The sequence below is a fragment of the Microbulbifer sp. CnH-101-G genome (assembly GCF_052466775.1).
The window spans coordinates 2,262,566-2,286,790 of record NZ_CP174292.1 but is presented as its reverse complement, the minus strand read 5'-3'; the positions used below and the strand labels follow the sequence as shown (position 1 = coordinate 2,286,790).

The following is a 24,225-nucleotide window of genomic DNA, read 5'->3' as shown; positions in this document are numbered from 1 at the left end:
GAGGATTACTAGAAGTTTTCAGCTCAGCTTTCCTCGGCCTCCTCTTCGATCTCCTTGGTGCCGAATAAGTAATCACTACTATCGGATATACTAGAAGAGCTATTCACAGTGGCGTTACTGGAGGAGTAAGAAGAATTGCTCTGTGCACGATTTGCAGGCTTATCCTCTGTCGCAGGCAGATCAGGGTGTACCAGGCGATCAGAGAACTCCTTGTGACGTTCCTTCATTTCAGAATCGGTATCTACCATGTCCATGGAGCCGCGGAATTTACCACCGTCGTCCAGCTTGATTCTGGGGGCGATCAGGTTCCCATTCACTTGTGCCGTATTGCGAATTTCGATGAGTTCATCGGCAAGTGCATCGCCGTCCAGGGTGCCTTCTACAACAATATTTTTTGCGTGAATATTTGCTGTAACTGCGCCGCCAGTACCCACTGAAAGATTGTGTCCAACCATAATCACAGTGCCATCGACAGTGCCTTCTACGTGAAGGTCCTCGGTACCAATCAGCTCGCCACGGAAATTGATTCCTTGGCCCAGCACTGATTTGGCGCCTGAATTCGAGAGAGATGATTGCTGTTCACCAGCGCTCATGCCCGCTAGAAATGGTGTGGAATCATTGCTTTTGTCAGTGCTCATCGAAATAAATCTCTTCTTTGTGGTAAAAGTCAGCTATAAGATCTCTTGCTCTCATACCCATAGTTGAAAGTGTATTGGTGCAAAAAGTGATATTTTAAGCTTAAAAAAACACCAACATTCTGGCCATTGACAGTTTCCTTGCGATGGCTGGTATGAGTTGTCTGATAAAATTGAGCACTTTTATATGAGCCATCTTACTGGCCGAGCGCTTCTGAAACATTCTCTTGTGAATTTACTCATCTAGGTTTCCCCATTTTGCTAAGCTGGAGAAAAAATCATCTGAGTCCTGAATAGAGTATCAAGCTATCTTTACGATAGTTTGCAACATCATTATGCTCAGCTCAGTGTAAATAGCGTAAGTAAATATTCACTTTCAAATAAGGAGGACATACTGCTAAATTGCCTGCTGATGGGTATTGAGTCCAATAGAGCTCATAATCTATGAGTTGGTGTGTACCTTCTTACAGCGTGCCTGCCACCACTAAACGGCTTGGCCATTAATCAAGCTGACCTCGACTTGAATAAGTTAAACTTAGCACGGATTGCACGTAAAAAGTGTGATCAAGAGCACTCTTTTCTTTTAAGTGCCGCTATTGTTCCGTTTCTGTTCTATCGACTTAGGCTTGCAGAAAGTTATGTTTTTTGCATGAGGCTACTGGTGATTGCGAAATAATTGCGGCTAAGAAGAAACGCGTAGCTTATGATGCTGACTGGCAGAAAGTTTTTGCCCACTAAAGTGCTTTCCGAAAATTTAATGTATCTTAAGGTACTGAAACGGCTTAAAAATTACTTGCTAGATAAATGCTTGTGATTATTTTACTCAACCTTCCAAGATTAATTTTTTGAGGCTTATGAAGGTGGATGATCTGGAATGTGGCCACGCTTTGATTCGTAATGTTTTATCAGGACATCAAATAAAGACGCTTCAAACCGATTTGGCAACCATATCACTTACCAATGGTAGAGGCGGTGTACGCAATGCCAATAAAAGATTTCCTTCCGTGGATTCTCTGGCAAAATCAGAAGAGATTTTAAAGTTAGTAGAGACTTACTTGATAAAACCTGTCCGGTTGGTGAGAGCCATTTTTTTTGACAAAAAAATTGATAATAATTGGTCTGTAGCTTGGCACCAGGATAAGACTGTAGCTGTTTCCTCTCGGTTTGAGAGGCATGGTTGGGGCCCTTGGAGTATCAAAGATGGAGTCCACCACGTGCAGCCTCCACTAAAGGTATTAAAGGAGATGGTCACATTGCGTGTGCACCTTGACGATGCCGGTGCTGATAATGGCTGCTTGAAAGTTCTACCTTACAGTCAACGTGAGGGTATTTTGGGAGCTGAAGCGATTAAACGCTATGTTCCTAGGGGCGGGGTTGTTCATTGTGAGGCTAAAGCTGGGGATATACTGATTATGCGTCCTCATATTTTGCACTCATCCGATAAGGTGCTCACCTCAGGGCGGCGCCGCATTATTCACCTGGAGTATAGTAGCTTTAAGTTACCTTATGGGGCTTCATGGGTTTGAAGCCAAAACTTGTTATACCGGATGATTGAAGGATTCTAGCTGAGCCTGCCAATACCCAACATCGCGCCATTGGCCGAATTTGAACCCTACCTTTTCAAAGTGTGCCACTTTTTTCATGCCTAGTTTTTCATGTAGGGCGACGCTTGCGGAGTTAGGTAAAGTTATTCCGCCAATAGCAGTTCGAATATTCTTCTTTTTAAGCTCGGCAAATAGAGCCAGATATAGCGCTGTACCCATGCCCTTCGATTTCATGTCGTTGGTAATATATACACTTGTTTCCACAGAAAATCGATAAGCGCTTCTTTCCTTCCATGGTGTGGCATAAGCGTAGCCAACAACCTCACCGTTTTGCTCTTTTACCAGCCAGGGAAGGCTTGAGTGATGGACGGACTCGATTCGCCGGACCATATCAACTGAGCTAATAGCTTGCTCCTCGAAGGTGATGGGAGTATTTATGACATAGTGGTTGTATATTGCAGCTATTACCTGTGCATCTGAGTTGTTAACAGTCCTAATCATTATCTTGACAATTTATCCAGTAATAAAAATTTTTAAATGGAATCCTTGTTAACAAGTAGCTTAATAAAGCCATCCAGTTCTAAATGAGAACCCTACATAAACAAAAAGAACAGAAATAAGGGTTACCGGTATTATATGGTAAGCGAGTGATCTTAGGTTTTTTGGTGAGAGATTGGGGATGACCCTCAGCCTTGCATCTATAGCGAGCAAAAAGGTTCCCGCAAGTAGTATCAACTTGAATGATATAAGTCGGGATAATGGGTTTGAAAAGTCAAACCATTGGCTTAGGTTTGGTAGTAAAGTGTATGCCATATAGAGCCCCGAGAGAATCTGTATGACTAAGGCGGGGATACCAATTTTCTCGTAGTAGCCCTCAAATTTCGAAATAAATTCAATATCGTTGTTTTTCAGTGCGCTGGGAAGAATTGTGCAGGCGAGTACTAAGTGTCCTCCCGTCCAGATAGTTGCTCCAAGCAGGTGCAAGAACAATACTACATCGTACATCACCATCTCCAAAAGATTCCCTGAGCAGGCACTATATCGGCTAATTTTTCGGTTGCCTAGCCACAGATCCATATCGAGATAAATTTTGAGGTATCAAAGGCCGGATGTAATGGATTAGGCTTCAACTTCGCAGGGGAGCTGTAGGATTAACAGTTTAATCCTTTAGTACTTACCGCAGGACCATTTGTTTTAGGTTGAGCCATTAAGAGAATATTATCAGGACATCCGATTTTGCCGGATGCCCTCTATGTCTCGGTGGGCGATGCCGATTTATATGTAGAGCTCTAGGAAAGAATCTTGTTAAAAGTTTGTTTGAGTCCAATCAGAAACAGAATCCAGTAAAAACTGCTGGTTTATATCGTTGTTACTGCATTTATAAATTTGTAGGCGCTCGCCTTCTTCTGCGGAACTGCCTGGTACGTCAATACAGTAGCTCCAATCCTTATCGCGGTTTTGGATAGTGCCATCCTGTTGAATTTGCCACTTTTCTGAATTGCCTCCATCACAATCCCATAAGTGCATCTTATCGCCATTGTCTGCGGAGCCAGTATTGTAGTCTACGCAGTATTTATTATTGCCTTTGGGGCGGAGCTGGCCTTCGGCGGTATAGACAAATTGCTGCTCGTTGCTGGTATTGCAGTTGGATAGCGTCAGGTTTGAGCTATTGCTATATCCCTGGGATACCGTCATACAAAGATTACTATTTGAGGCTGAGCGAAGGCGCATATATCCTGGCAGACTTCTTCGTACCCCAACAAAAGGGATTGCTTGGTTTGTATAGCTAGGCGTATTAGCGACAGTGCTGGGGTCCATGCCAATTGCAGTAGCTCCGTGGGCAACGGCGAGATAGGCATAGCCGAAGTCGGTATTGCTGAAATCTCCCGAGCTACTCCATAGGTGCATTAGCTGTTTAGTGTTGGCGGCCTCATTGGCTGTGACTTGATAGTGGTCACCAGCTTTCACATTGGCGCAAAATATCCGCTTAGAGCTATTGGAATCTATCGAATCAATATTTCCAGAAAATTCTTCGGGATCTGCTGTATCAATATCGGGGCAAAGGAATGCATGCAGATTGTAGTTGTCTAGTGCTGATTCCATGCGGTTATTGACGTTTCCGCTTTGACCACCGGTAAACATAACCAAGACTTTTTTACCCCTTGGTAGAAGCTCGCCCAGGGTAGGCCAGCCAATATTCTTCAGGGTGCTGCGATAGTCTGAGGAGGGTGAGCTGGCCTCTAAGTGCGCAAGTAGGTCCTGATAGCTGAATTGCAATTCACCCAGCTGTTGTTTGATATATTGATCTAACAAGTAGATCTCATCGGCATACCAGGCAGCAAACCAGTTGCTATCGGGCTTCATGTCGATATAAAGCATTAGCGGTGCATTGAGTTCATTATTCGCAAGCCAGGCCTTGATGTCGTTCAGGCAGTGAATTAGCCGGTCATCACTACCATTGCTGCTACACATATGATTGCCAATATCGCTCTGGCCATGGGCGACATAGGGACCATATGAGCTGCCCTGCCATGGACCGTGGTCGACAACATCCAGCTCCAGTGAACGAAAGCCTTTATCCAACCAGTCTGTGAGCGTTTCACCGGCTTCCAGGCGCTCGTAGCTGTTGTGAGGTTGGAGGTAGTAGAGTTGGTCGATGCGATGCTGTTCCTGTGGGGCGTCTCCGATTATTTGGAGGCTAGGGGATGTGCTCGCATGTGTGTTTGCAGAGAAAAATAATATTAACGAGAATAAACACGAAAAAATGATTTTATTTGGCATAAGAGTGTCCATCTAGGGTTTTAATGATAGAGGCTGCCATGAATGAAAGGGGAGGGATACTAGTACGGTTGTATGAAAATGATATGACACTTGCCAATACAAGGTTTTTTTAGTGGATGGCTAAATCTTTAATGGCACTTTGATGAATGTAATTATCAATGTTGATTTTATGATTGCAGGCTTAAACTGCAAACTTTATTATTTTTCTTAGTGGACAATAAATTTCTATTGAAGCTTTCAGTTTCACCTTGGCAAGTTGGGATTTCCTGAATGAACAAGTACTTTTAGGGTGGGGTAATTTCAGGGATGTTTGCCAGGGAGAACCTGAAATTAAGGTTTCTTTTTCAGCCGTTTCTCTACCTGTTTTTTCTCCCACTCAGGTCCAAAAAGTGTAAAAGGCTTAAAGGTTCGCAGAGCGTGGGAGGCGATTCCAATACCCCAGCCCAGGGCAGCCCACAGGGACCAAAGGTAGTCGGGGGAGAGGATTAGATTAGCGATAAAGAGGCCAGCAATAACGACCAAGTAGGTGATCAGGTGTTGATAGAAACCCTTGAGTCTTCTTACATGCTCAATGGCTTCTTTCTCTTTTACTGAAGTTTGCTGCTCAGGCTGCATCTTGTAGATCTCGGTGAAGTCAGGCTATTTGGTGCCGAGTGAATAGCGAGGGAGTCTTATCTTGTTGTTTATACAAGGGATATTAACCACAGCCAACCCCGACAGGCAAGGGTAAAAGGGGTGGGAAAAGTTGAGTTTTGTAAAGAGAGGACGATAATAATCCCGTTGGTCTGGAGTGATTTTAGCGGGGTAGGGCGGTGGTGCTGTTCATGACTACCAATTCAAATTTATTGGGAGCCCAGATCTTCGGGGCTCCCAAATTCCGAATATAGCGGTTATACAGTGCTGTCCGGCTGTCTTTCCGGGTGGGCATCAATAAAGGCCGGCAGTTCGTTACAGGCCTCAGCGATTTTTTGTATTTTGGGATATTGATTCATATCCATGCCAAAGCGTTCGGCATTATATACCTGCGGCAGTAGGCAGCATTCAAAAAGTCCCGGGGTGTCACCAGCCGCAAAAGGCGCGGGTTTAAATTGTTGCTCCAGAGCGGAAAAGCCTAAGTGAATCCACTGCTGGATCCACTGGATTTTCTGCTCTTCCGTAATTTTGAATTCAGAGACTAAATATTTGAGCACACGAAGGTTTTGCAGCGGCTGAATATCGCTGGCAATGCTTTGTGCAAGGGCGCGAATATGGGCGCGAGCGTCGACACCTTTGGGCAGCAGCGCAGGTTCTGGGTGTGTTTCTTCCAGCCACTCCAAAATAGCCATGGACTGGGTCAGGCTGGTATCCCCATCGTTGAGCGTTGGCAATAGCCCCTGAGGGTTTAGGCTACGATAGCGCTCGCCGTGTTGATCGCCTTTCAGCAAGTTGACTGGAAGATAGTTATAGCTCAGGCCTTTTAAGTTAAGCCCTATGCGCACCCGGTAACTTGCGGAGGAGCGGAAATATCCGTAAAGGTCCATTCTCTTTCCTTTTTTATCAATCGCTTTGGTGGCGGCAGGGAAAGCCGCCGATTAATTTATAATTCTTTTCCCCAATTATGTTGATGTTTTCCAGGAGTTGACATAATCCTCAAACTCTATTGCATGGGCATCGGGGAGTATATCCCATGGGGTGCGGCTATCGATCATAACCGCCACTTCGTCGGTTGCCTCACGGGCATGCTTTGCACCGATGGCAAATGCCTTTGGGTGGGGCCCATGGGTGAATCCCATGGGGTGCAGTGTGAGCATGCCGGGATGAATATTGTCTCGGCTGAAAAAATTGCCGCGGTGATAAAAGATCAGTTCATCGTAGTCGTCATTGCTGTGAAAAAACGGCACTTTAAGAGCACCTGGATCACTCTCGATGGGTCGCGGCACAAAAGTGGCTACCACAAAACCCGGGCCCACAAAGGTGGTGTGGGCAGAGGGGGGCAGGTGATAGCGATGGCTCATGATCGGGCGAATATCTCTCCAGTTGATTCGCACTGCCAGGTTGTCGCCGGTCCAGCCGATAGCATCTAGTGGATTGAAGGGGTAGGCAATCTTGGAGAGTTGCTGGCGGGCCTTGACCACCACTTGCCACTGGGAATCCTCCTGTTGGGCAAGAAAGGGTTCGTCGATCTTCGGTACATCCAGGATTGCCTCATCGAAGATGGCGTTGGGACCGAGGATGCCTTTCTCTGGAAGCTGGAAGTGGCCGCCGCTAGCTTCAATCAGTAGCAATTCCAGCGGCTCATTCTCTGTGGGAGAGAGTCGCCACATGGTACCTCTGGGCAGCAGGATGTAGTCTCCATCGCGGATACTCAGTCGGCCAAAATCGCAGAACAACTCACCACTGCCGTTGTGAATGAACAGTAGTTGGTCGCCATCGGCATTGCGCACTAAATGATCCATGGGTTCCCGGCAGATCCACAGGCCTACCTGGCTATTTTCATTGCGTAAAAGGAGCTTTTGGTCCCAAGGGCTGTTACCTGTATGGAGGATCTTGGTGCCATCGAAAGCGTGTGGGCGCAGTGGGCCGGTAAATTGGCTCCAGCCAGTGGGCGGGTGGCTATGGTAGAAGTGGGTGCAGGGACCAAAAAAGCCCTCTTTGCCCATCTCCCGCTCAAAGGTGTTAGCCGGGAAATCTGCATGGGCCTGACGGCTGGTCTTCCCTTCAACGCGGGGAAAGCGGATCCACTTATTCATGGGCGGCCTCGCTTCATGCTGGCAGGGCGGCAGGTGGAGCATTGATCAATTTGGCGGTAGTGCTGCTACGCATGTTTTTTGCGTTTAAGCGGCATAGTGTTAACAAAAATGGCGCTGAAAACCCTATACTGTGCGACCAATTTTGTCCGGTTTTCCTGGGCCTTTCCGTGCAACATTTGCATGCACGGTGGTTACAATTGAAACTAATGTTAGTTAAATTGGGCATCTGGTACAACCGGGGTTCGAAGATAGGCAGGTGTGAGAGCAGCCATGACCAATGACCACAATGCGCCGGAGTCGGCGGTGAAGCAGGATGAACTGCGCCTGGAGAAGTTCTTACCATATCGTCTGTCGGTACTCTCTAACCGTGTGAGTAACGCCATTTCACAAGCGTATGGTGCGCGCTTCCATCTCACCATTCCCGCCTGGCGGGTAATGGCTATACTCGGGCGTTTTCCCGACCTGTCTGCGGCAGAGCTAGTCGAGCAGACGGCCATGGACAAGGTGGCCATTAGCCGTGCGGTTTCCTCCCTACTGAAGAACGATTACATCACCCGCAGTGAAGACCCTGCGGACCGTCGCCGCCAGGTTTTGAACCTGTCTGAGCTGGGGCGTGAGGTGTATGCCCGCATAGTGCCGCTTGCGCATCAATATGAAAGTGACCTGATCGCTTCGCTCACCCTGGAGGAGAGGGAGCAACTGGATGGCATTATCGAAAAACTGATGGTTCGCGCTAAGGAGTGGTCCGAGCGCGGCTTGATTGACCAATAAATAGGATAAATAAAGGAGTTTTCAGATGTTTGAGCATTTAAGCAGCTTACCGCCAGACCCAATTCTCGGCCTGCTGGCCAGCTACCGTGCGGATGAAAACCCCAGCAAAATCGACCTAGGGGTTGGGGTGTACAAGGATGAAGCCGGCCACACGGCGGTTTTGCAGGCAGTTAAAGAAGCCGAAACACGCCTGCTGCAAAGTGAGGAAACCAAGGCCTATATCGGCCCTGCGGGTACCCCGGGTTTTAATTCGGTGATGCAGGAGCTGGTACTGGGTGCAGGTCATCCGGCACTGGTTGGCGGCCGTGTGCGCTCAGCGCAAACTCCCGGTGGCTGCGGCGCCCTGCGCGTGTTGGCCGAACTAATCAATCGCGCCAAAGCCGGCGCCACCGTTTGGGTGAGCGATCCCACTTGGGCAAACCATGTGCCCCTTCTCGGCAATGCCGGCCTGAACATCAAGAGCTACCCTTATTACAATCGCGCCACCAGCAGTCTGCAGTTCGACAAAATGGTCGAAACTCTGAAAAACGTGGGCGAGGGCGATGTGGTCCTGTTCCACGCCTGTTGTCACAACCCATGTGGTGCGGACCTGTCTCGTGAGCAGTGGAAACTGCTGGCAGAAATGGCGCAGAAACAGGGCTTCACACCATTTATTGATATGGCCTACCAGGGCTTTGGTGAAAGCCTGGAAGACGATGCCTACGGCTTACGCTTGATGGCGGAATCTGTTCCCGAAATGCTGGTGGCGGCTTCCTGTTCCAAAAACTTTGGCCTCTACCGTGAGCGCGTTGGACTGGCCATGGTGATCTATGCCAATGGTGAGAGCGCCGATAAAGGTCACAGCCAGATGTTGAGTGCAATTCGTGGGAACTATTCCATGCCACCTTCCCACGGTGCTGCGATTGTGGAATCTATCCTTACAGATGCAGGCCTGAAAGCGAACTGGGAAGCAGAACTGACCGAGATGCGTGAGCGTATCAACGGACTGCGCGCCGGCTTGGTTGAGGGCTTGGCTGCTGCCGGAGCTGCAGGCGACTTTGGCTTTATCCGACAGCAGAAAGGGATGTTCTCCTTCCTGGGCATCAACCCAGAGCAGGTACAGCAATTACAGAAGGACTACTCCATCTATATGGTGGACTCCAGCCGCATCAGTATTGCCGGCTTGAGCTCCAGCAATATGGAATACTTCTGCAAGGCGGTTGCCAGCGTGCTGTAAATTCGGCAAATTGGGGGTGAGCGGAATGCTCGCCCTTTAACATTTACCTAAAGAAGTAAGAGTGAAAGATGGAAGTTGAGCTAGGAGCCCCAGTGTCTGAATCCCCCTCCCAAATCTGGACCCCGCAGAGCTGGCGAAACTTCACCGCACACCAACAGCCCAAATACACCTCCGCCGAAGAAGTTTCTCAAGTTGCAAATCAACTTGCTGGCCACCCGCCGCTGGTATTTGCCGCCGAAGCGCGCGAGTTGCGTCGCCAGTTGGCCCAGGTAGCGGAAGGTAAGGCGTTTTTGTTGCAGGGTGGCGACTGTGCCGAATCTTTTGCCGACTTTAATGCCAACCGCATTCGCGACACTTTTAAAGTCTTGCTGCAAATGGCGGTGGTACTGACCTTTGCCGGTAACCTGCCCGTAGTCAAAGTTGCGCGTATGGCCGGCCAATACGCCAAGCCTCGCTCCGCTGATACCGAAACGATTGATGGTGTAGAGCTGCCTAGCTACCGTGGCGATATTGTCAACGGCATCGACTTTACTGCCGAAGCCCGCCAGCCAGATCCCCAGCGTATGGTCACCGCCTATAACCAGTCGGCGGCAACTCTCAATTTGCTGCGCGCATTCGCCCAGGGCGGCCTGGCCGATTTGCATCAGGTGCATGGTTGGAATCTGAGCTTCCTGAAAAACAATCCCCAACGCGAAAAATATGCACTCTTGGCCGAGCGCCTGCAGGAAGCGCTGGAATTTATGGCTGTTTGTGGAGTGACTTCAGAGAATACTCCGGCAATTCGTGAAACCGTGCTTTATACCTCTCACGAAGCACTGCTGATGGAATACGAACAGGCACTCACCCGCACCGACAGCCTCACCGGCAAATGGTATGACTGCTCCGCGCATATGCTGTGGATTGGCGAGCGCACCCGCCAGTTGGACGGAGCCCATGTGGAATTCCTCTCTGGGGTTTGCAATCCCATTGGTGTAAAAGTGGGGCCCAGTATGCAGCCTGATGAGCTGCTGCGTTTGATCGATAAACTCAACCCAGAGAATGAAGCCGGCCGCCTAACCCTGATTACCCGCATGGGAGCGGATACCCTCGCCGATAAATTGCCCGCGCTGGTACGTGCAGTACAAGCAGAAGGGCGCTCTGTGGTTTGGAGTACGGACCCCATGCATGGCAATACCGTAAAGGCCGGCAATGGCTACAAAACCCGCGATTTCGATAAAATTCTACGAGAAATCCGCGACTTCTTCTCCGTACACTGGTCCGAAGGCAGCCACCCCGGCGGCATCCACCTGGAAATGACCGGACAACATGTCACCGAATGTACCGGCGGCGCCTGGAAAATTTCTGAAGCCGATCTTGCCAGTTGCTACCGCACCCAGTGCGACCCAAGACTCAACGCCGATCAAGTATTAGAGTTGGCTTTCTGTGTATCTGAATGGTTGCGAGCTGGACGGATTGCCTAACGGCTTAATTTAAATGCTAACACATTGGCCCCTTGCTCTGAGATCGACACTTGGGCAAGGGGTTTTTCTTTACTGGAAATAAAGCTGAGAGTTAAGAGCCTGGGGCTAAGAAATGGCCCCCAGCTTGATTGCCAGTTACAGGTTCCAGCGTTCAATAATTTCAAATTTGAAACCTACACCCATTTCGTGATCAAAACAGACCAGAGATTTCGGTCGTTGTGACCGTTATTTCTGAGTACTTGTAGGTTGGAGATGAAAGCCTAATACAATCAACGGATTGGATACAGTGAGAAAATCTGTGATAGTGGTCATGATGACCATTTTTCCATTTGTGAAGATGGTGCCAATTGATTGTATCTAGTTGATTTTTAAGGGGAAGTCAGAGCTATGGCGGGAATTTGCATCTGAAATAGTAATCAAGATAATAGTGGTCGTGATGATCACTATATAAATGTTAGATTTAGGAAGATATGAGCAAGCAACTTATTAAATTTATTCGAAGGAAAGATTTTGAGCTTGTTAGAGAGCTTGGAAGAGGTGCTTGCGGACGCACTGTTCTCTTGGATGATCCTATTATAGATGAGAGATTCGTATGTAAGAAATACTCTCCTATGTACGATGAGCTTACCGACGAGTTATACGGAAATTTCGTTGAGGAAATAAAGCTCCTTCACATGATAAATCACTCTAATATTGTGAGAGTTTTTAATTACTACTTGTATCCAGAAGAAAAGACTGGATATATTTTAATGGAATACATATCAGGATCGGACATTGAAGATTACCTCAAGAAATATCCCGAAAATACTAACTCCGTTTTTAAGCAAGTAATAGAAGCGTTTTCACACCTGGAATCGAACGGAATTTTACATCGCGATATTCGACCCATGAATATTCTGGTTTCTGACGATGGCGAAGTTAAGGTCATTGATTTTGGTTTCGGAAAGAAAATCGGAGATTCAAAAGACTTTGATAAAAGTATTTCGCTGAATTGGTGGTGCGAACCTCCGATGGAGTTTAAAAATAATGTGTACAATAATTCAACAGAAGTCTATTTTATCGGAAAGTTGTTTGAAAATATTATCCTAGAAGGCCAAATAGAGCAGTTCGCATATAAGGGAATATTGGCACGAATGATTCCCCGGGAGCCTGAGAATAGAGTAAGCCTGTTTTCTAATATCAGGAATGAAATTCTTTCTGAGGCATTCTCAGAGATTGAATTCGATCACGTTGAGCTCCAAGCTTATAGAGATTTCGCCGAGCAACTTACAGAAGTCCTATCCAAAATAGAGTACTCAACTAAGTACGTTGATTCTGCAACAGATATAATTCGTAAACTAGAAGATGCTTACCAATCCATAATGCTGGAAGAGTATGTGCCGACAAATTCTGTGATCCTGAGGGCATTATTAAGTGGTGCTTACTATCATTCAAACAACAAGTTTTTTAGTGTTTCCACCGTAAAAGAATTCTTAGATCTAGTTAGGAAGGCATCGACTGCGAAGAGAAATATTATTGTCGCTAACATAAGAGCCAGAATGGAAGCTATTGAAAGGTATCATGAGCGGGATTTTGATGATGATATTCCGTTCTGAAAAATCTAAAAAAATGTTGCTAGGGACAAGCCTACGCTGCGCTTCGGTTTACTCCAGAGCTTGGCGTTAAAAGCCTATGACTAACCACAAGTGCCCAGATTGTAGAACTGTAGTTACAACTCCAGCCGAAAAAGTACGTGTTGCATTCTTTGGTGGTTCAGTTAAGTGCTCAAAATGTGGAGCACAATTACGGGCTGGTGGAAGGTACGTTGGTTCAATAATAGCCGCAGCTGTTGGAAGCTTATTCTTATACGTGCTGCTCTACTCGCTAGCCAATAATTCTTGGTTACCGGTGGTAATTACGCTAATTTGTTCATGGTCTCTCTTGGGTATGGCCAGATACATATTTGCTTTTAAACGTATTGGCACAAGGAAATTTCGTATCTAGCCCACGGCTTTTGACAAAGCCAGGCAGCGAGGCTCCGAGCCTTCAGCCCTCCGCGAGACAGCTAACCTTATGCACATTTTGCACGGGTCGCTGCGCTCCCATTTTCGCGCAAAACGCGCACAAGGTAAGCCGCCGCCTATTGGCGGCGTTAAGTGTAAAGAGCTATGAAAAATTCACGAAAAATAATTTTTGGTCTCTTATTAACTTTTATCGCCTTTGGAGTGCTTGAAGCCTTTTTTCCTGGGGAGAGTAATGGCTTAGGCCTATTCCATGGTTTTGTGATCTTGAGTTTTTTATTTTGGTGGATTGGGGTCCACGCAAGTGAAAATGGCATTATTGCCCCAAAGGGAAGTAAGATTCTTACGTTGCTCGTACCTCCGCTAGGCTTGCCATACTATTTTTATAAGGGGTATGGCTTTAAGAAAGGCTCAATACTCGTAGCGGTTGCGCTATTGCTTTTCGTACTTGCGCTTGGCATGTATATTCTGGGCTTCGGCGCTGCCAATCAACTGAACACATAACAAACGCAAGCAGGATGATACACCCCTTCGGGCCTCCGCGGGACGCCAAACGCTATGCACATTTTGTGTGGGTCGCTGCGCTCCCAGTTTCGCACAAAAAGTGCATAGCATTGTTTGTCCCTGTTGCGGGTATTATGAGTAAGACTTCCCCGCGTTTAGTAGACACCTTGTATAGTTAGGTTTAGGCCTAACACGGAGGTGTATCATGGGTAAGAAAAGAACTCAGGCGTATACGGAGAAGCAGTTAAGAGGGCTGAGAAGCCTGGAACAACAACGGCTTCTGTGGCACGAGAGCTAGGCGTCAGCGCACAGCAGATCTACAACTGGCGTCGTCAGTTTAATCGACTATCTGATAAGCAGTTCAATAGTTTAGATGGCGTCGACTATTCAAAACAGGAAAGCGCTGAAGTTCGCAAGCACAGGAAGGAGCTGCATGAAGCTCGCCAGGAGGTTGAACCTACAACTGCGTACTTTACGAACCACCAAGAGTAAAGTACGGACTGATACAAGAGCATGTAGGGTCATTCCCGGTTAGCTTGATGTGTCGGTGTTTAGAAGTCTCAAGATTAGGTTATTATCGATGGGGTGGGCGGCTGCCACCTCCACGCACGATTAGAAAGATACGAACAATCGAGAAAATCCGAAGACGTTTGCTGAGTTTAAAGGTCGTTATTGAGCGCCTAGAATCGTTTGTGAGCTTCATGAGTTGGCTGAACCATGCTCACGGAACTACCTCGCATAAACTTATGCAACAGGAACATATTAAAGCGAGAAACGGTAAAGGCTTTCGATATAGTCAGCCCGTAGAGGGGAATATCAATGTCGCAGCCAATCTACTTAAGCGTTGCTTTAATGTGGATCGACCAAATTACCGCTGGGCCAGTGATATTACGTATATCTGAGTTCTGGAGCGGTGGTTGTACCTCGCGGTAGTTATGGACCTGTACTCTCGACGCATTGTGGGTTGGGCATTCGATTCTCAGATGACCGATGAATTGACACGTCGAGTATTGAAAGTGTTTCAAGAAAGACGAAAAGCAAAGTCTGGACTAATTGATCACTCTGATGGGAGTGTGCAATACTAGAAGCTGTTTCATAACTTCTTTAACGTAATTAACATGCATGCAATATAGAAAAAAGCACGATAAGTGGACAAATATCGCTCCCATCTAACAACCAAACGGCGGTAATTTCCCAACCACGCAAAAGTCCGCTCAACTTTCCAACGGCGAGTATACCTTCTGAGCTTTCTACCATCCTGCCTTGAGGCTTTTTTCCTATTTATCCTGTGTGGACAGATAAGGTCGATTCCACGACTCAACAGACTATCTCTAAGAGGATCAGAGTCCGCCGCTTTATCATAAACTAAGCGATGAATCTTTGTATTTTTATACGTAACATCAAGCAATGGATGTAATAACTTTACTTCTGCTGGTGAGGCCGAAGTAATGGTGCCTCCCAGTGGAATACCTTCGCCATCGACCACCACCATCCACTTTGAACCCTTGCCCCGCTTGGTTTTCCCGACTTCGAAGCCCCCTTTTTTGCTGGTGCAAAGCTACCATCAGAAAAGACTTCCTCCCAGTTAAGCAAAGACTGTTGATCCAATAGCTCCAGGAATCTTCTCCATGCATGTAGCCAAGCTCCTTGCTCTTCCCAAAACTGAAGCCTTCTCCAGCATGTACTCGGTGATGGATAGTGTGAAGGAAGATCTTTCCATCGAGCTCCAGAACGCAAAACCCACAGGATGCCTTCAAAACAAGCTCGATTATCAATGGGTTTTGGGCCTCCCTTTCCTCGTTTTAACTCAGGAAGACAAGGTTCGATCAATTTCCATTGATCATTGGTTAACTCTGACTGGAATCGGCTCACTATTGCTGGACTTTTTTTAAGTAATTGCGTGAGAATAACCGATTTCAAGTTATGAAACAGCTTCTAGTCTCAGAAATATCAAGATCTCCTCCCGAAATCAAGTGCAAGCCGAGCATGAGCCGGCAATCAAACTGTTGGGATAATGCAGAAATGGAATCATTCTTTAGTAGGATGAAAGTCGTGCTGAGGCATTCAAAAGCGAAGAGCAAGCAAAATCTGAGGTGTCTGAATACATTGAAATTTCCTACAATAGGGTCCGTAGGTACTCTGCAATGGGTTAAGTAAGCCATGCAGCGTATAAGCGCAAATGTGTATAGTTAGAATGTCCACTTTTTGCGGGCAAGACCACATTAGCCGGAAATAGAAAGCCTATAAGGAAGTTAAATGGTACATTTTGGTAGTTTATGGGGAAACTACCCAAATGAAGATTCATGCAATGCAAGCACTGGGATGGTGAAAAACTTTTTATAAACCAATGCGCGATTTGGCTAAGTCATGAAATGAAAAAAACTAGTATTAAATTCAATACTTCCTCAAAAGGAAGGACGTGTTGTGTTCACCCTAAGGAAGAATATATTCTGCAGCTGCAGAATTTGCAGATTAGATCCAAAAATCAAAATTCCAAATATACTCATGATGAAAAATATCACCGGTGAAAACTGAAGAAAAAAGTTGAGTTGAGGAAAGGAATCATATGCTTTGAAGACTACTATCCCCATAGCGATGGTAGCGATGGAGATCATATCGATCTCTAGAATGGTAGAGCCATGACTGGAGTTGGCTCATATTTTCGTGCAAGATTCAATATAGTAATTCCAAGCATTTGGTCTGACCTGGGTAAATCTAAGAAAATAAAGTTCCTTCCAATAGCTTGATAAAAAAATTACTTTGGTTTGTCGTCGCATTTTTTTGCATCTGCATTACCCGCTTCTTTTTATTGTATTTGGTTGGATGGCTCCTGAATCTGGCAGATTTAAGACTCTACAGTTCTGAAGCAGATCAGCAGCGTAATTTCAACACCGTAATGTTAGGGTGGCTTTTACTTTCTATAGTGAGTGCGGCTTGGTTAAGTGGGCGAAAAAGCTAACATTACGCTGTAGACCGACAGCTTACTGTGGGTGTCTTTTGTACGGTCACTGCGCACCTATTATTTTGGAAAATGTACAGGCAGCAAGCTGCAACTGAGCTCGGCATTAAGTGAAAATACAAATCCATCAAATCCAGGCGTTTTAGTGAAATACATAATATTTATTTCTTCCGCTTTATTCTTATCCATAGTGGGTTGCTCAAGTACTATGGGTGGCTATATTGTCCCAGGAGAATCTATTGATCGTAATTTAGTTTACATGGTTGAGAAGAATGCGATTGATGAGAGGGGGCTAGATGAAATTATTTCACATCAATTAAAGAAGAAAGGGTTGAAAGTTTATACTGAATCGACAGATACTTCTAAAGATTATGATGTGAAAATTGTCTATGGGGGGCAATGGCAGTGGGACGTGACATGGTATTTATTGAATGTGGATATCCGTTTTTATGAGAAAGAGTCCAGCTTGCTGCTAGCCTCAGCATATTCACAGAGAACCTCTTTAGTCAGGAAAAAACCGTCAGAAATAGTTAATGAGGCTATTTCTGCACTATTTACTTTAAACAATAAGGAAGAAAGATGATTAAAAATACATTGCTACTATTTTCTGCCGTATTACTGACTGCCTGTGTTTCAAATCCACCTGTTTTGGTCCCAGATTCATTGAATAATGATTCTATTTCGGCAGTTGGTATGACTTGTAGTAGCCCTCATGAACTGTCGCAGGATTGTTCTGGCTTGTCAGGGCCTACTAAAAAAATCTCTATCTCTGGCATGAAAATGAAGGTGGCTGGATCAAATGATGGTACGGTTATAGTTATGTTTGGATCAAGTTCGATGAGCCCAAATATGCAGGAGATTAATACCAGCTATGAATTGATAAAGCGTGAATTAGTCGCTAATAAAATTGGCATTATTAAGGTAACCCCTGTTATTTCTTCAAATATTCTTTTTGGATATGCCATAGAAACAGATAAGCCAGCTTATGATTTTATATCCAAAAAAAATAGCTAACAATCACTTAATAAATTAAGAGAGAGGAAATTATCAACCATGCCGTGGCTTTGGGATATTTTTCAGCAGTGACAGATCTCGGATAATCAAAACGTGAAATGATGCATGGTATGATACTAGAGCGGCGTTTGCATTAATCCGCTAGCTGGAAAAGAAAGCAGGTCGTTTATCTTTGCAAAGCCATGCACTATTTGAAGAGCTTGAGCGTTCTAAAGGGTTCTCTGAGAGTCAGTTTAAAGAAAAAATGACTTAAATTGTCTTATGTGATAGGGAATTTGATCCCATATCTGAGAAAAACTGTCTTGATGATGGCCATAAGATACGTAAGTCGCGCCCAAATTGCTTTTGGTGCGGCGTTAGTCTCAAAAGTATTGGTTGAGCCCTGTTAACAAAGCAATGCAGCCGACGTCTTACTTTGTGTACCTTTTGCACAAAGTAAGTCGTTGATGATTGCAGCGTTGGATATGAGACTAAGGTACAAGCATCGGGTATGAGTGAAGGTTATTATTTCAGTCACTGCCTCCTTAAGAATGTATGGAGGCAGTGAAAACCTCAATTAAATAACAAAAGTTGTTGAGATTTGAGCCTACGATTTTACACCTCAAGGGTGACAAATTTTTAAAAGCACTAAGCCTTACTCTCAATCGATGTGGGCTTGCGAATGAAATATTCATGAAGAAGGCCTATCTAAGCATATGAATGCTGTTGATCTGTAATAAACTAGAATGCTAAGGCTATTAAGAAGCTGAAAAATAAATACCAAGTTGATGTATTCTGTGATTATAGGAGTAACTGTGATCACGCTGAGCTCTAAGTAGAAAATAATAGCCTCACAGTATTTAAAGAATTAGAGGTTCGTTTCGGAGTGTCTGTAATTGTATTGCCTCCGGATTAGTACATTTAACAAGTCAATCAACTACACGCATACGTGTGCCGGATAGCTTGTTTTACGCTTCTGCGTTCCAGCTTTCGGTTATTGATGCGTCCTGTTTTTGAGGGAACTATGTCATTAACTTCACTTCTTATCTTCTCTGGAGCGATGTTACTCCTTGCTCTTACCCCTGGCCCAGGATTTTTCGTAACAATTGCAAGAGCACTAACATCAGGGATGAAGGAATCTGCCATTGTTGTTTTTGGTATCGTTATTGGAGATATTATTTTCCTGCTATTTGCAATTTATGGCTTAAGTGCGGTAGCTGAGAAAATACATTGGTTGTTCTTACTGATTAAATACTTTGGTGCTGTATACCTAATATATTTAGGATGGGGGCTCTGGTCATCCGATCCACATATAGTAGAGATTGAGTCAGCAAAAGAAATTTCTCAAAGGACAAGTTTCTTCACTGGTCTCTTCATAACTTTAGGAAACCCCAAAGTGATATTTTTCTATATTGCATTCTTGCCAACATTTATGAATTTAGAAAAACTTTCAGGCGTAGACGTTTTGGCGATAAGTTCAGTTGTGGCAATAGTGTTGGGTTCAACTTTACTTTTCTACGGATATACAGCAATTCGAGCAAAGAAAGCGTTAAATAGCAAACATTCACAAAAAACACTAAATCGTATTGCCGGTTCAATTATGATTGGAAGCGGTACAGTCCTTGCAGTCAAAGCATAACAAGAGCATGTGGGAGACTTACAGCACCCCACATGCAGGCGTTCGTTGTCAAAGGAGAATAAGCTATCAATTTGCCGGATCAGGAAAAATGGTTGTTAGTAGAATTAACGGATTTCTGAAAATCGCTCCCAGAGTTAATTTCTGAGATTTATTCTGTCAACCTCGAAATGGGAGTAATAGCTAAATTTGAGATAGCTATTGAGCTTTTAATCTCTCTTAATTCGAAAATTTTGGTGACTCTGCATTAACTAAAGCCTGACTCGTAGGTGCCATATTCACTAGAAAATTCGAAAACTTTAGATGAGTCTGACTTGGTAGAGTTCATTAGTGATCCTTGTAGTTGGTCAAGCTCACATTCAAGAGATCACAAATGGCAATATGAATTAGCACCTACTGTACAAGGGGAGTCTGTTCTGGATGACATATTTGGGCTTGTAAAAAATAACTAACAGACGCCAGCATAAAATGCACTTGGTGCTTTGGGGTCGTAACAAATTATTTGCTTGTGCATTAGGTGTTAACTTATACGGAAGTAAAATCGACAAAAGAAGTTGAACTGTAAGTGTTCTATATAAAAAATTAATAAATTTGGCTTGCAAGTTAGAGGCATGGCATCCAGAGTCTTACTAAGATATCTCCCCTGAAAAAATTACGTTAGAAGCTATATCTTACAAAGCACTTGCCGCTTTCAAATCAGTAAATGTTGGCTCAAGAATCATCTAGAAATTGGAATTGTGATTTTCCTTGTCGATACAAAATTTTCATTCCGAAAGCGTTTGACCTTTTTGTGTGGCACTAAAGTACTTAGTACGCATTAATTCTTGATTGGCCGACTTAAAGAGGCACATCGATGCACTTGGAATCTATTGAGTGTTTCAACAAGCATGTCTTACGCGCAAGGGATATGTTTCCTGTTTCATGATTGGTGTATGAAGCGTTTGGACCTAGTCGGGGCGACTAAAATTAGAGTAATAGATCCGCTGAAGGATAAGCTGATGAAAAACAATTCATCTCAAGGTGATTTTTCGTTGATCCCTGAAAATTAAGGCCTACTCTTTTCTTTGGTGAAAGAACGATAAAAAACAGTGATGAATTTAAAAAATTTTCTTTGGTTCTCCAGATGATCTGGTGGATCGGAGCGATGAGGAAGAATAGGTTGACAAGTTGCCGAATTTTTCGGGACACAAAGCCACCGTCTTCCACGGAATAGCCTAAGTTGTGTTCCTGCTGCCGTTTGGTAAGGTAATATGTAGAATCTCTCCTTCGATGGATAGATGTCATTTATTATTAATATCTTAGAGCCTTACGACATGAAAAAAATTCTAGCATCGCTTATTTTTGGGGTTGCCATTTTTGGCAATGTATGTTTGGCCTTGGGTGACTCTGAGTCGTCAGTCATAAAAGTCGGAATATACGCTGCGGATGGTAAACCTCCATATGGTGTATTTGATGTTACCGCTTCTAATGGAAAAGTTTACAGAGAGGTCATTCTTGCCGATGGCACCTTTACAAGTACGGCAAGGGACGGCTCGGTTGTAAAGGGGGTCTGGGAGCAACGAAAGAACGGTATTTTTTGTTCAAAACCTTTCAAAGCTCCTAGATTTAGATGTAAGTACGAGGACGTCAATTCCAATGGCGTCTGGACTTCAACAGAAATTGATGGTGGAGAAATATCAACAATACGACGATTAGACGAATAGGTGCCTTGATAAATTACAAGTAGTATCATGCATGGACATTGTAATAAAATGCTCTGCACAGGTTTTCGGGTGGGATTAAATTATGAAACATACTAACAATTTAGTTATCGCTCTGTTTTCTATTCTTTTGATGGCTAATAAAAGTTATAGCCAAGATGAACTTCCGGTAATTAATGGGCCTTACCTTGGGCAAAAGCCTCCGGGTTTAGTCGCCAAACCCTTCGCACCGGGTATCGTAAATACAGAGGAGTGGGGAGATGCTGGGAGCTTTTCCTTAGATATGACGGAGTTATATGTCGGTAGGTGGAAGCACTCGCGTGATGCAAGAGAGCCGGAATCTGTCATTTTTAAAAAAGTAGGTGATCAGTGGCACAAGACAGTAATGCCGACTGGAGTGCGAAAACCCTTCCACTCACCAGATGGAAAGATCCTTCATTACGGTGCCAAATATAAAGTACGCCAGGCTGACGGTTGGTCAGAAATGAAAAGCCTTGGCCCTGCATTTGAAGCCATTCAAATCATGGGCCTTACAGCATCAGGCAAAGGGACTTTGGTCATGGATGAGAGAGGTAGTCCGGCCGGTGATGGAATTCTTCGGTACTCAAAGTTTATTGACGGGAAATGGGAAGATCCGAAACCGCTACCTCAAACAATCAATACTGGTAAGTGGAATGCCCATCCGTATATTGCTCCTGACGAGAGCTATATTATGTGGGATGGCGAAAGAGAGAGCGGGTTTGGAAGTAATGATCTTTATATCAGTTTTCGCCAAAAAGATGGTTCCTGGGGGGAAGCGATTAATCTTGGTGACAAGGTAAATACAGAAGCGGAAGAAGGTGGGCCACAAATCACTCCTGATGGAAAATTTCTTTTCTTCAATAGGATGGTGCCTCACCGAAACGGTAGGGAAGGCTCTCAGTCAGACTTGTACTGGATCGATGCCCAGATAATAAAAGATCTTAAGCCCAAAAAGTAAACTACATACCACTAAAGTAAGATCATTATCCCTAGGGTCCACGCCAATAACATGCGTTATCTAAAAGAAGGATTATCATGAATTTGTTGTTTGTGTGTAGTGAAAATAGGTTGAGAAGTCCGACAGGTGAAGAGATTTTCTCTACGTACGAGGGTATCAATGCTATCGGTGCAGGCACTAATAGTGATGCCGAAACAACTGTGAGTGGCGACCTTATCGAGTGGTCTGATGTCATCTTTGTTATGGAGAAGTCTCATAAAAACAAAGTCTCAAAGAAGTTCAAGGATCTCCTAAAAGATAAAAAGCTGATCTGTTTAGATATACCTGACAATTATAATTGTATGGACCCAGCGTTAGTTCGTTTACTTGAAAATAGAGTATCCAGGCATATTCTCTTACGGAAGACATGAAATAATCAGTAGAGAGAAAGCAGAGGGTAAAGTGCGTTTGAAATTATCGATGTTACTATTCATTGTACTCTTTGTTCCTATGATGACCAGGGTAACTTCTTTTGTATGTCCAAAAATTGATTCACCTCAGATTAGAGTTGCACCATCAAACATCTACAAGATCGTTAAGACTTTCGAGGAGTTAGGAAAGGTCGACTTTACTATCGAGCTTTTAATTCTCATCAGGGAATGAATATTCAAAGTTTAGTAGTGCGTAGAATTTAAGGTTTAGATATCACATTTGGGGCTGTATTAGCAATCCAGCCTGAAAGTGATAAAGCCATTGCTCACTTGTTTAGCATTCCACTAAATCAGATACATAACTATGATTTTTTAGTGAGTTACTCAAAATATGATACTGATAGATCGTGTTTGTTGCGTGTTAATAGGTATTCTTTTTCCTTAAAACCAAGGATGTCAAGCAGGAAAATTTGATTGTAATTTTAGTGGAAAAATATAATTAGCAGAAGTTTTCTCTTTGTTATGGTATCCACTATTATTTTCGCTTTTGCCAAGAAATTTTATGTTCCGGTTATCAGTTCGTGCCAGCTCAACTAAGTATACTGCATATTATAGTAGACGGATGATTGTATCAATTAGATAAGGGTGTGAAATCACCCAGATTTATTTTTAGGAAGTCGAAAAATTGAATATAAAAAGTGGTCAAGGGATAATTTTGTGTGTTTTAGCTATGCTCTGCATTGCTGGTATGGATGCGACCGGAAAATTGCTCGTGCAAAACTATCCTATCGTTGAAATCATGGTGGTTCGTTTTGCGATATTTTTCTTAATTGTAATTCTTGTTTCTGGCTTAACTGGCCAGTTAAAAGAAATTCGTAGTAAAGTTATTGGCATCCAAGTCATACGGTCATTATTGCTTGTGGTTGAGGTTACGGTATTCATCATTGCCTTTAGTATGATGCCTTTGGCTGATGTACATGCTATCGCAGCATTGGCACCATTGTTTGCTATTTTAATGGCTGGGTGGTATCTGAAAGAAAAGGTAGATAGAAGAAGCTGGGTTGCGGTCACTATAGGCTTTTTAGGTGCACTAGTTATTATTCGGCCTGGGTTAGGAGTCATGAGTTGGCATACAGTCATCCCTATCAGCGGAGCGATCTTGTGGGCAGCATATCAAGTGCTTTCACGCCGTGTTGCCCAGTTTGATAGTTCCAATACGACGGTTTTCTATACAGCTCTCATTGGACTTATGGTTTTCGGAGGATTAGCACCCTTTAATTGGGTTGAGCCAACTTCGGTGGGCTGGCAATTGTTGATTTTGAATGGGATTCTTGGTGCTATGGGCCACTATTTACTGATAAAGGCGCTGGCTTTCGCACCAGCTTCTACTTTACAGCCTTTTAGTTATACCCTGTTATTTTGGGCGATTGTGATTGGTTTTGTCATCTTTGGTGATCTGCCGGATAATCTTACTTTACTTGGAGCCATAATAGTTTTGGGCGCAGGTATCTATGCTTCAGATACTGGGCGTACAATGGGTAATCCCTTAAAGCGTATATTCAAGAAGGAAAAGAGAAGTATTCGAAAAATTTCAAATCCAGTAAATTGATTCTTGTGATTCAAGGGGGAGCTTAAGTGCATATATAGGGAGTCTCTGAATAATTCCGAAATATTTCTTCAGGCTTTGAAGTCTTCAGATTTTTTTGCAGAGAGAGGCCATAGTCCCTTTTAATTTGTAACATAGCAGCTATAGTTTTCAAATCCAGCTCTATAGGGCTTTCAGAGTGATTCACACTCTGCGTTGTGACTTCTTGATAGGTCTGGGCTCTCTTGCGAAGCTGCACTTTGATTGCTAACCAGGCTTTAGGTCAGAGATTTCATGGAGTGCTCAGAGGCTCCCTAGTAACG

22 protein-coding genes and 2 pseudogenes are annotated in these 24,225 nt (G+C 44.3%); 15 read left to right on the top strand and 9 right to left on the bottom strand.

Annotated features, from left to right (window positions below; translation table 11 throughout):
* Nucleotides 1–23: 23 nt before the first annotated feature.
* Nucleotides 24–638, bottom strand: a complete 615-nt coding sequence (locus tag ACJJID_RS09860) for a bactofilin family protein (RefSeq protein ID WP_152454038.1) — start codon at nucleotides 636–638, stop codon at nucleotides 24–26.
* Between the two features lie 857 nt (nucleotides 639–1,495).
* On the opposite strand from ACJJID_RS09860, the gene ACJJID_RS09855 reads away from it, so the two are divergent.
* Nucleotides 1,496–2,161: a phytanoyl-CoA dioxygenase family protein gene (locus ACJJID_RS09855; RefSeq protein ID WP_444922578.1), complete on the top strand. Its 666-nt coding sequence runs from the start codon at nucleotides 1,496–1,498 to the stop codon at nucleotides 2,159–2,161.
* A 12-nt stretch (nucleotides 2,162–2,173) separates the two neighbouring features.
* Here the strand turns inward: ACJJID_RS09855 and ACJJID_RS09850 are convergent, their stop codons facing one another.
* From ACJJID_RS09850 to ACJJID_RS09825, 6 genes are all read right to left on the bottom strand, one after another.
* Complete coding sequence (locus ACJJID_RS09850; RefSeq protein ID WP_444922577.1) at nucleotides 2,174–2,680, bottom strand: arsinothricin resistance N-acetyltransferase ArsN1 family B; 507 nt, start codon at nucleotides 2,678–2,680, stop codon at nucleotides 2,174–2,176.
* A 60-nt stretch (nucleotides 2,681–2,740) separates the two neighbouring features.
* Nucleotides 2,741–3,184 (bottom strand): CopD family protein, encoded by a 444-nt coding sequence (locus tag ACJJID_RS09845; protein ID WP_444922576.1) that lies wholly within the window; start codon nucleotides 3,182–3,184, stop codon nucleotides 2,741–2,743.
* A 300-nt stretch (nucleotides 3,185–3,484) separates the two neighbouring features.
* On the bottom strand, nucleotides 3,485–4,960 hold the full coding sequence (locus ACJJID_RS09840; RefSeq protein WP_444922575.1) for a ricin-type beta-trefoil lectin domain protein: 1,476 nt from the start codon (nucleotides 4,958–4,960) through the stop codon (nucleotides 3,485–3,487).
* Between the two features lie 330 nt (nucleotides 4,961–5,290).
* Complete coding sequence (locus ACJJID_RS09835) at nucleotides 5,291–5,575, bottom strand: 2TM domain-containing protein (RefSeq protein ID WP_444922574.1); 285 nt, start codon at nucleotides 5,573–5,575, stop codon at nucleotides 5,291–5,293.
* Between the two features lie 275 nt (nucleotides 5,576–5,850).
* A complete protein-coding gene (gene maiA, locus ACJJID_RS09830) occupies nucleotides 5,851–6,480 on the bottom strand; it encodes a maleylacetoacetate isomerase (RefSeq protein ID WP_444922573.1) in 630 nt (209 codons plus the stop codon).
* A gap of 75 nt (nucleotides 6,481–6,555) precedes the next feature.
* On the bottom strand, nucleotides 6,556–7,689 hold the full coding sequence (locus tag ACJJID_RS09825) for a homogentisate 1,2-dioxygenase (protein ID WP_444922572.1): 1,134 nt from the start codon (nucleotides 7,687–7,689) through the stop codon (nucleotides 6,556–6,558).
* 270 nt (nucleotides 7,690–7,959) lie between these two features.
* On the opposite strand from ACJJID_RS09825, the gene ACJJID_RS09820 reads away from it, so the two are divergent.
* The 7 genes and pseudogenes from ACJJID_RS09820 to ACJJID_RS09790 all read left to right on the top strand — a co-directional run bounded on the left by ACJJID_RS09820 (nucleotide 7,960) and on the right by ACJJID_RS09790 (nucleotide 14,725).
* Nucleotides 7,960–8,460, top strand: coding sequence for a MarR family winged helix-turn-helix transcriptional regulator (locus ACJJID_RS09820; RefSeq protein WP_444922571.1), 501 nt, complete (start codon nucleotides 7,960–7,962; stop codon nucleotides 8,458–8,460).
* A 25-nt stretch (nucleotides 8,461–8,485) separates the two neighbouring features.
* Nucleotides 8,486–9,676 carry an amino acid aminotransferase gene (locus ACJJID_RS09815; RefSeq protein WP_444922570.1) on the top strand — a complete coding sequence of 397 codons (1,191 nt, stop codon included), beginning with the start codon at nucleotides 8,486–8,488 and terminating at the stop codon, nucleotides 9,674–9,676.
* Nucleotides 9,677–9,744: 68 nt separating this feature from the next.
* Nucleotides 9,745–11,136, top strand: a complete 1,392-nt coding sequence (locus ACJJID_RS09810) for a class II 3-deoxy-7-phosphoheptulonate synthase (RefSeq protein ID WP_444922569.1) — start codon at nucleotides 9,745–9,747, stop codon at nucleotides 11,134–11,136.
* 470 nt (nucleotides 11,137–11,606) lie between these two features.
* Complete coding sequence (locus ACJJID_RS09805) at nucleotides 11,607–12,731, top strand: protein kinase family protein (RefSeq protein WP_444922568.1); 1,125 nt, start codon at nucleotides 11,607–11,609, stop codon at nucleotides 12,729–12,731.
* Nucleotides 12,732–13,283: 552 nt separating this feature from the next.
* A complete protein-coding gene (locus ACJJID_RS09800; RefSeq protein WP_444922567.1) occupies nucleotides 13,284–13,640 on the top strand; it encodes a hypothetical protein in 357 nt (118 codons plus the stop codon).
* Between the two features lie 249 nt (nucleotides 13,641–13,889).
* Nucleotides 13,890–14,132 (top strand): annotated as a pseudogene (locus ACJJID_RS09795) (transposase); the annotation flags it as partial.
* A 425-nt stretch (nucleotides 14,133–14,557) separates the two neighbouring features.
* On the top strand, nucleotides 14,558–14,725 hold the full coding sequence (locus ACJJID_RS09790) for a DDE-type integrase/transposase/recombinase (protein ID WP_444922566.1): 168 nt from the start codon (nucleotides 14,558–14,560) through the stop codon (nucleotides 14,723–14,725).
* Between the two features lie 8 nt (nucleotides 14,726–14,733).
* Here the strand turns inward: ACJJID_RS09790 and ACJJID_RS09785 are convergent.
* Nucleotides 14,734–15,162 (bottom strand): annotated as a pseudogene (locus tag ACJJID_RS09785) (IS5 family transposase); the annotation flags it as partial.
* Nucleotides 15,063–15,512, bottom strand: coding sequence for a transposase (locus ACJJID_RS09780; RefSeq protein ID WP_444922596.1), 450 nt, complete (start codon nucleotides 15,510–15,512; stop codon nucleotides 15,063–15,065). The gene ACJJID_RS09780 and the pseudogene ACJJID_RS09785, both read right to left, overlap by 100 nt.
* A 1,118-nt stretch (nucleotides 15,513–16,630) precedes the next feature.
* On the opposite strand from ACJJID_RS09780, the gene ACJJID_RS09775 reads away from it, so the two are divergent.
* The 7 genes from ACJJID_RS09775 to ACJJID_RS09745 all read left to right on the top strand — a co-directional run bounded on the left by ACJJID_RS09775 (nucleotide 16,631) and on the right by ACJJID_RS09745 (nucleotide 23,926).
* Nucleotides 16,631–17,182, top strand: coding sequence for a hypothetical protein (locus ACJJID_RS09775; protein WP_444922565.1), 552 nt, complete (start codon nucleotides 16,631–16,633; stop codon nucleotides 17,180–17,182).
* Nucleotides 17,179–17,613 (top strand): hypothetical protein, encoded by a 435-nt coding sequence (locus ACJJID_RS09770; RefSeq protein ID WP_444922564.1) that lies wholly within the window; start codon nucleotides 17,179–17,181, stop codon nucleotides 17,611–17,613. Before ACJJID_RS09775 ends, ACJJID_RS09770 begins: the two co-directional genes overlap by 4 nt.
* 1,003 nt (nucleotides 17,614–18,616) lie before the next feature.
* On the top strand, nucleotides 18,617–19,231 hold the full coding sequence (locus ACJJID_RS09765) for a LysE family translocator (protein WP_444922563.1): 615 nt from the start codon (nucleotides 18,617–18,619) through the stop codon (nucleotides 19,229–19,231).
* A gap of 1,274 nt (nucleotides 19,232–20,505) precedes the next feature.
* Complete coding sequence (locus tag ACJJID_RS09760; RefSeq protein ID WP_444922562.1) at nucleotides 20,506–20,931, top strand: hypothetical protein; 426 nt, start codon at nucleotides 20,506–20,508, stop codon at nucleotides 20,929–20,931.
* A gap of 82 nt (nucleotides 20,932–21,013) precedes the next feature.
* The gene (locus ACJJID_RS09755; protein WP_444922561.1) at nucleotides 21,014–21,907 is read left to right on the top strand and encodes a hypothetical protein; all 894 of its coding nucleotides are present in this window, start codon (nucleotides 21,014–21,016) and stop codon (nucleotides 21,905–21,907) included.
* Nucleotides 21,908–21,984: 77 nt separating this feature from the next.
* A complete protein-coding gene (locus tag ACJJID_RS09750; RefSeq protein ID WP_152454002.1) occupies nucleotides 21,985–22,317 on the top strand; it encodes a low molecular weight protein tyrosine phosphatase family protein in 333 nt (110 codons plus the stop codon).
* Between the two features lie 685 nt (nucleotides 22,318–23,002).
* Nucleotides 23,003–23,926, top strand: a complete 924-nt coding sequence (locus ACJJID_RS09745) for a DMT family transporter (protein WP_444922560.1) — start codon at nucleotides 23,003–23,005, stop codon at nucleotides 23,924–23,926.
* The last annotated feature ends 299 nt before the right edge of the window (nucleotides 23,927–24,225 follow it).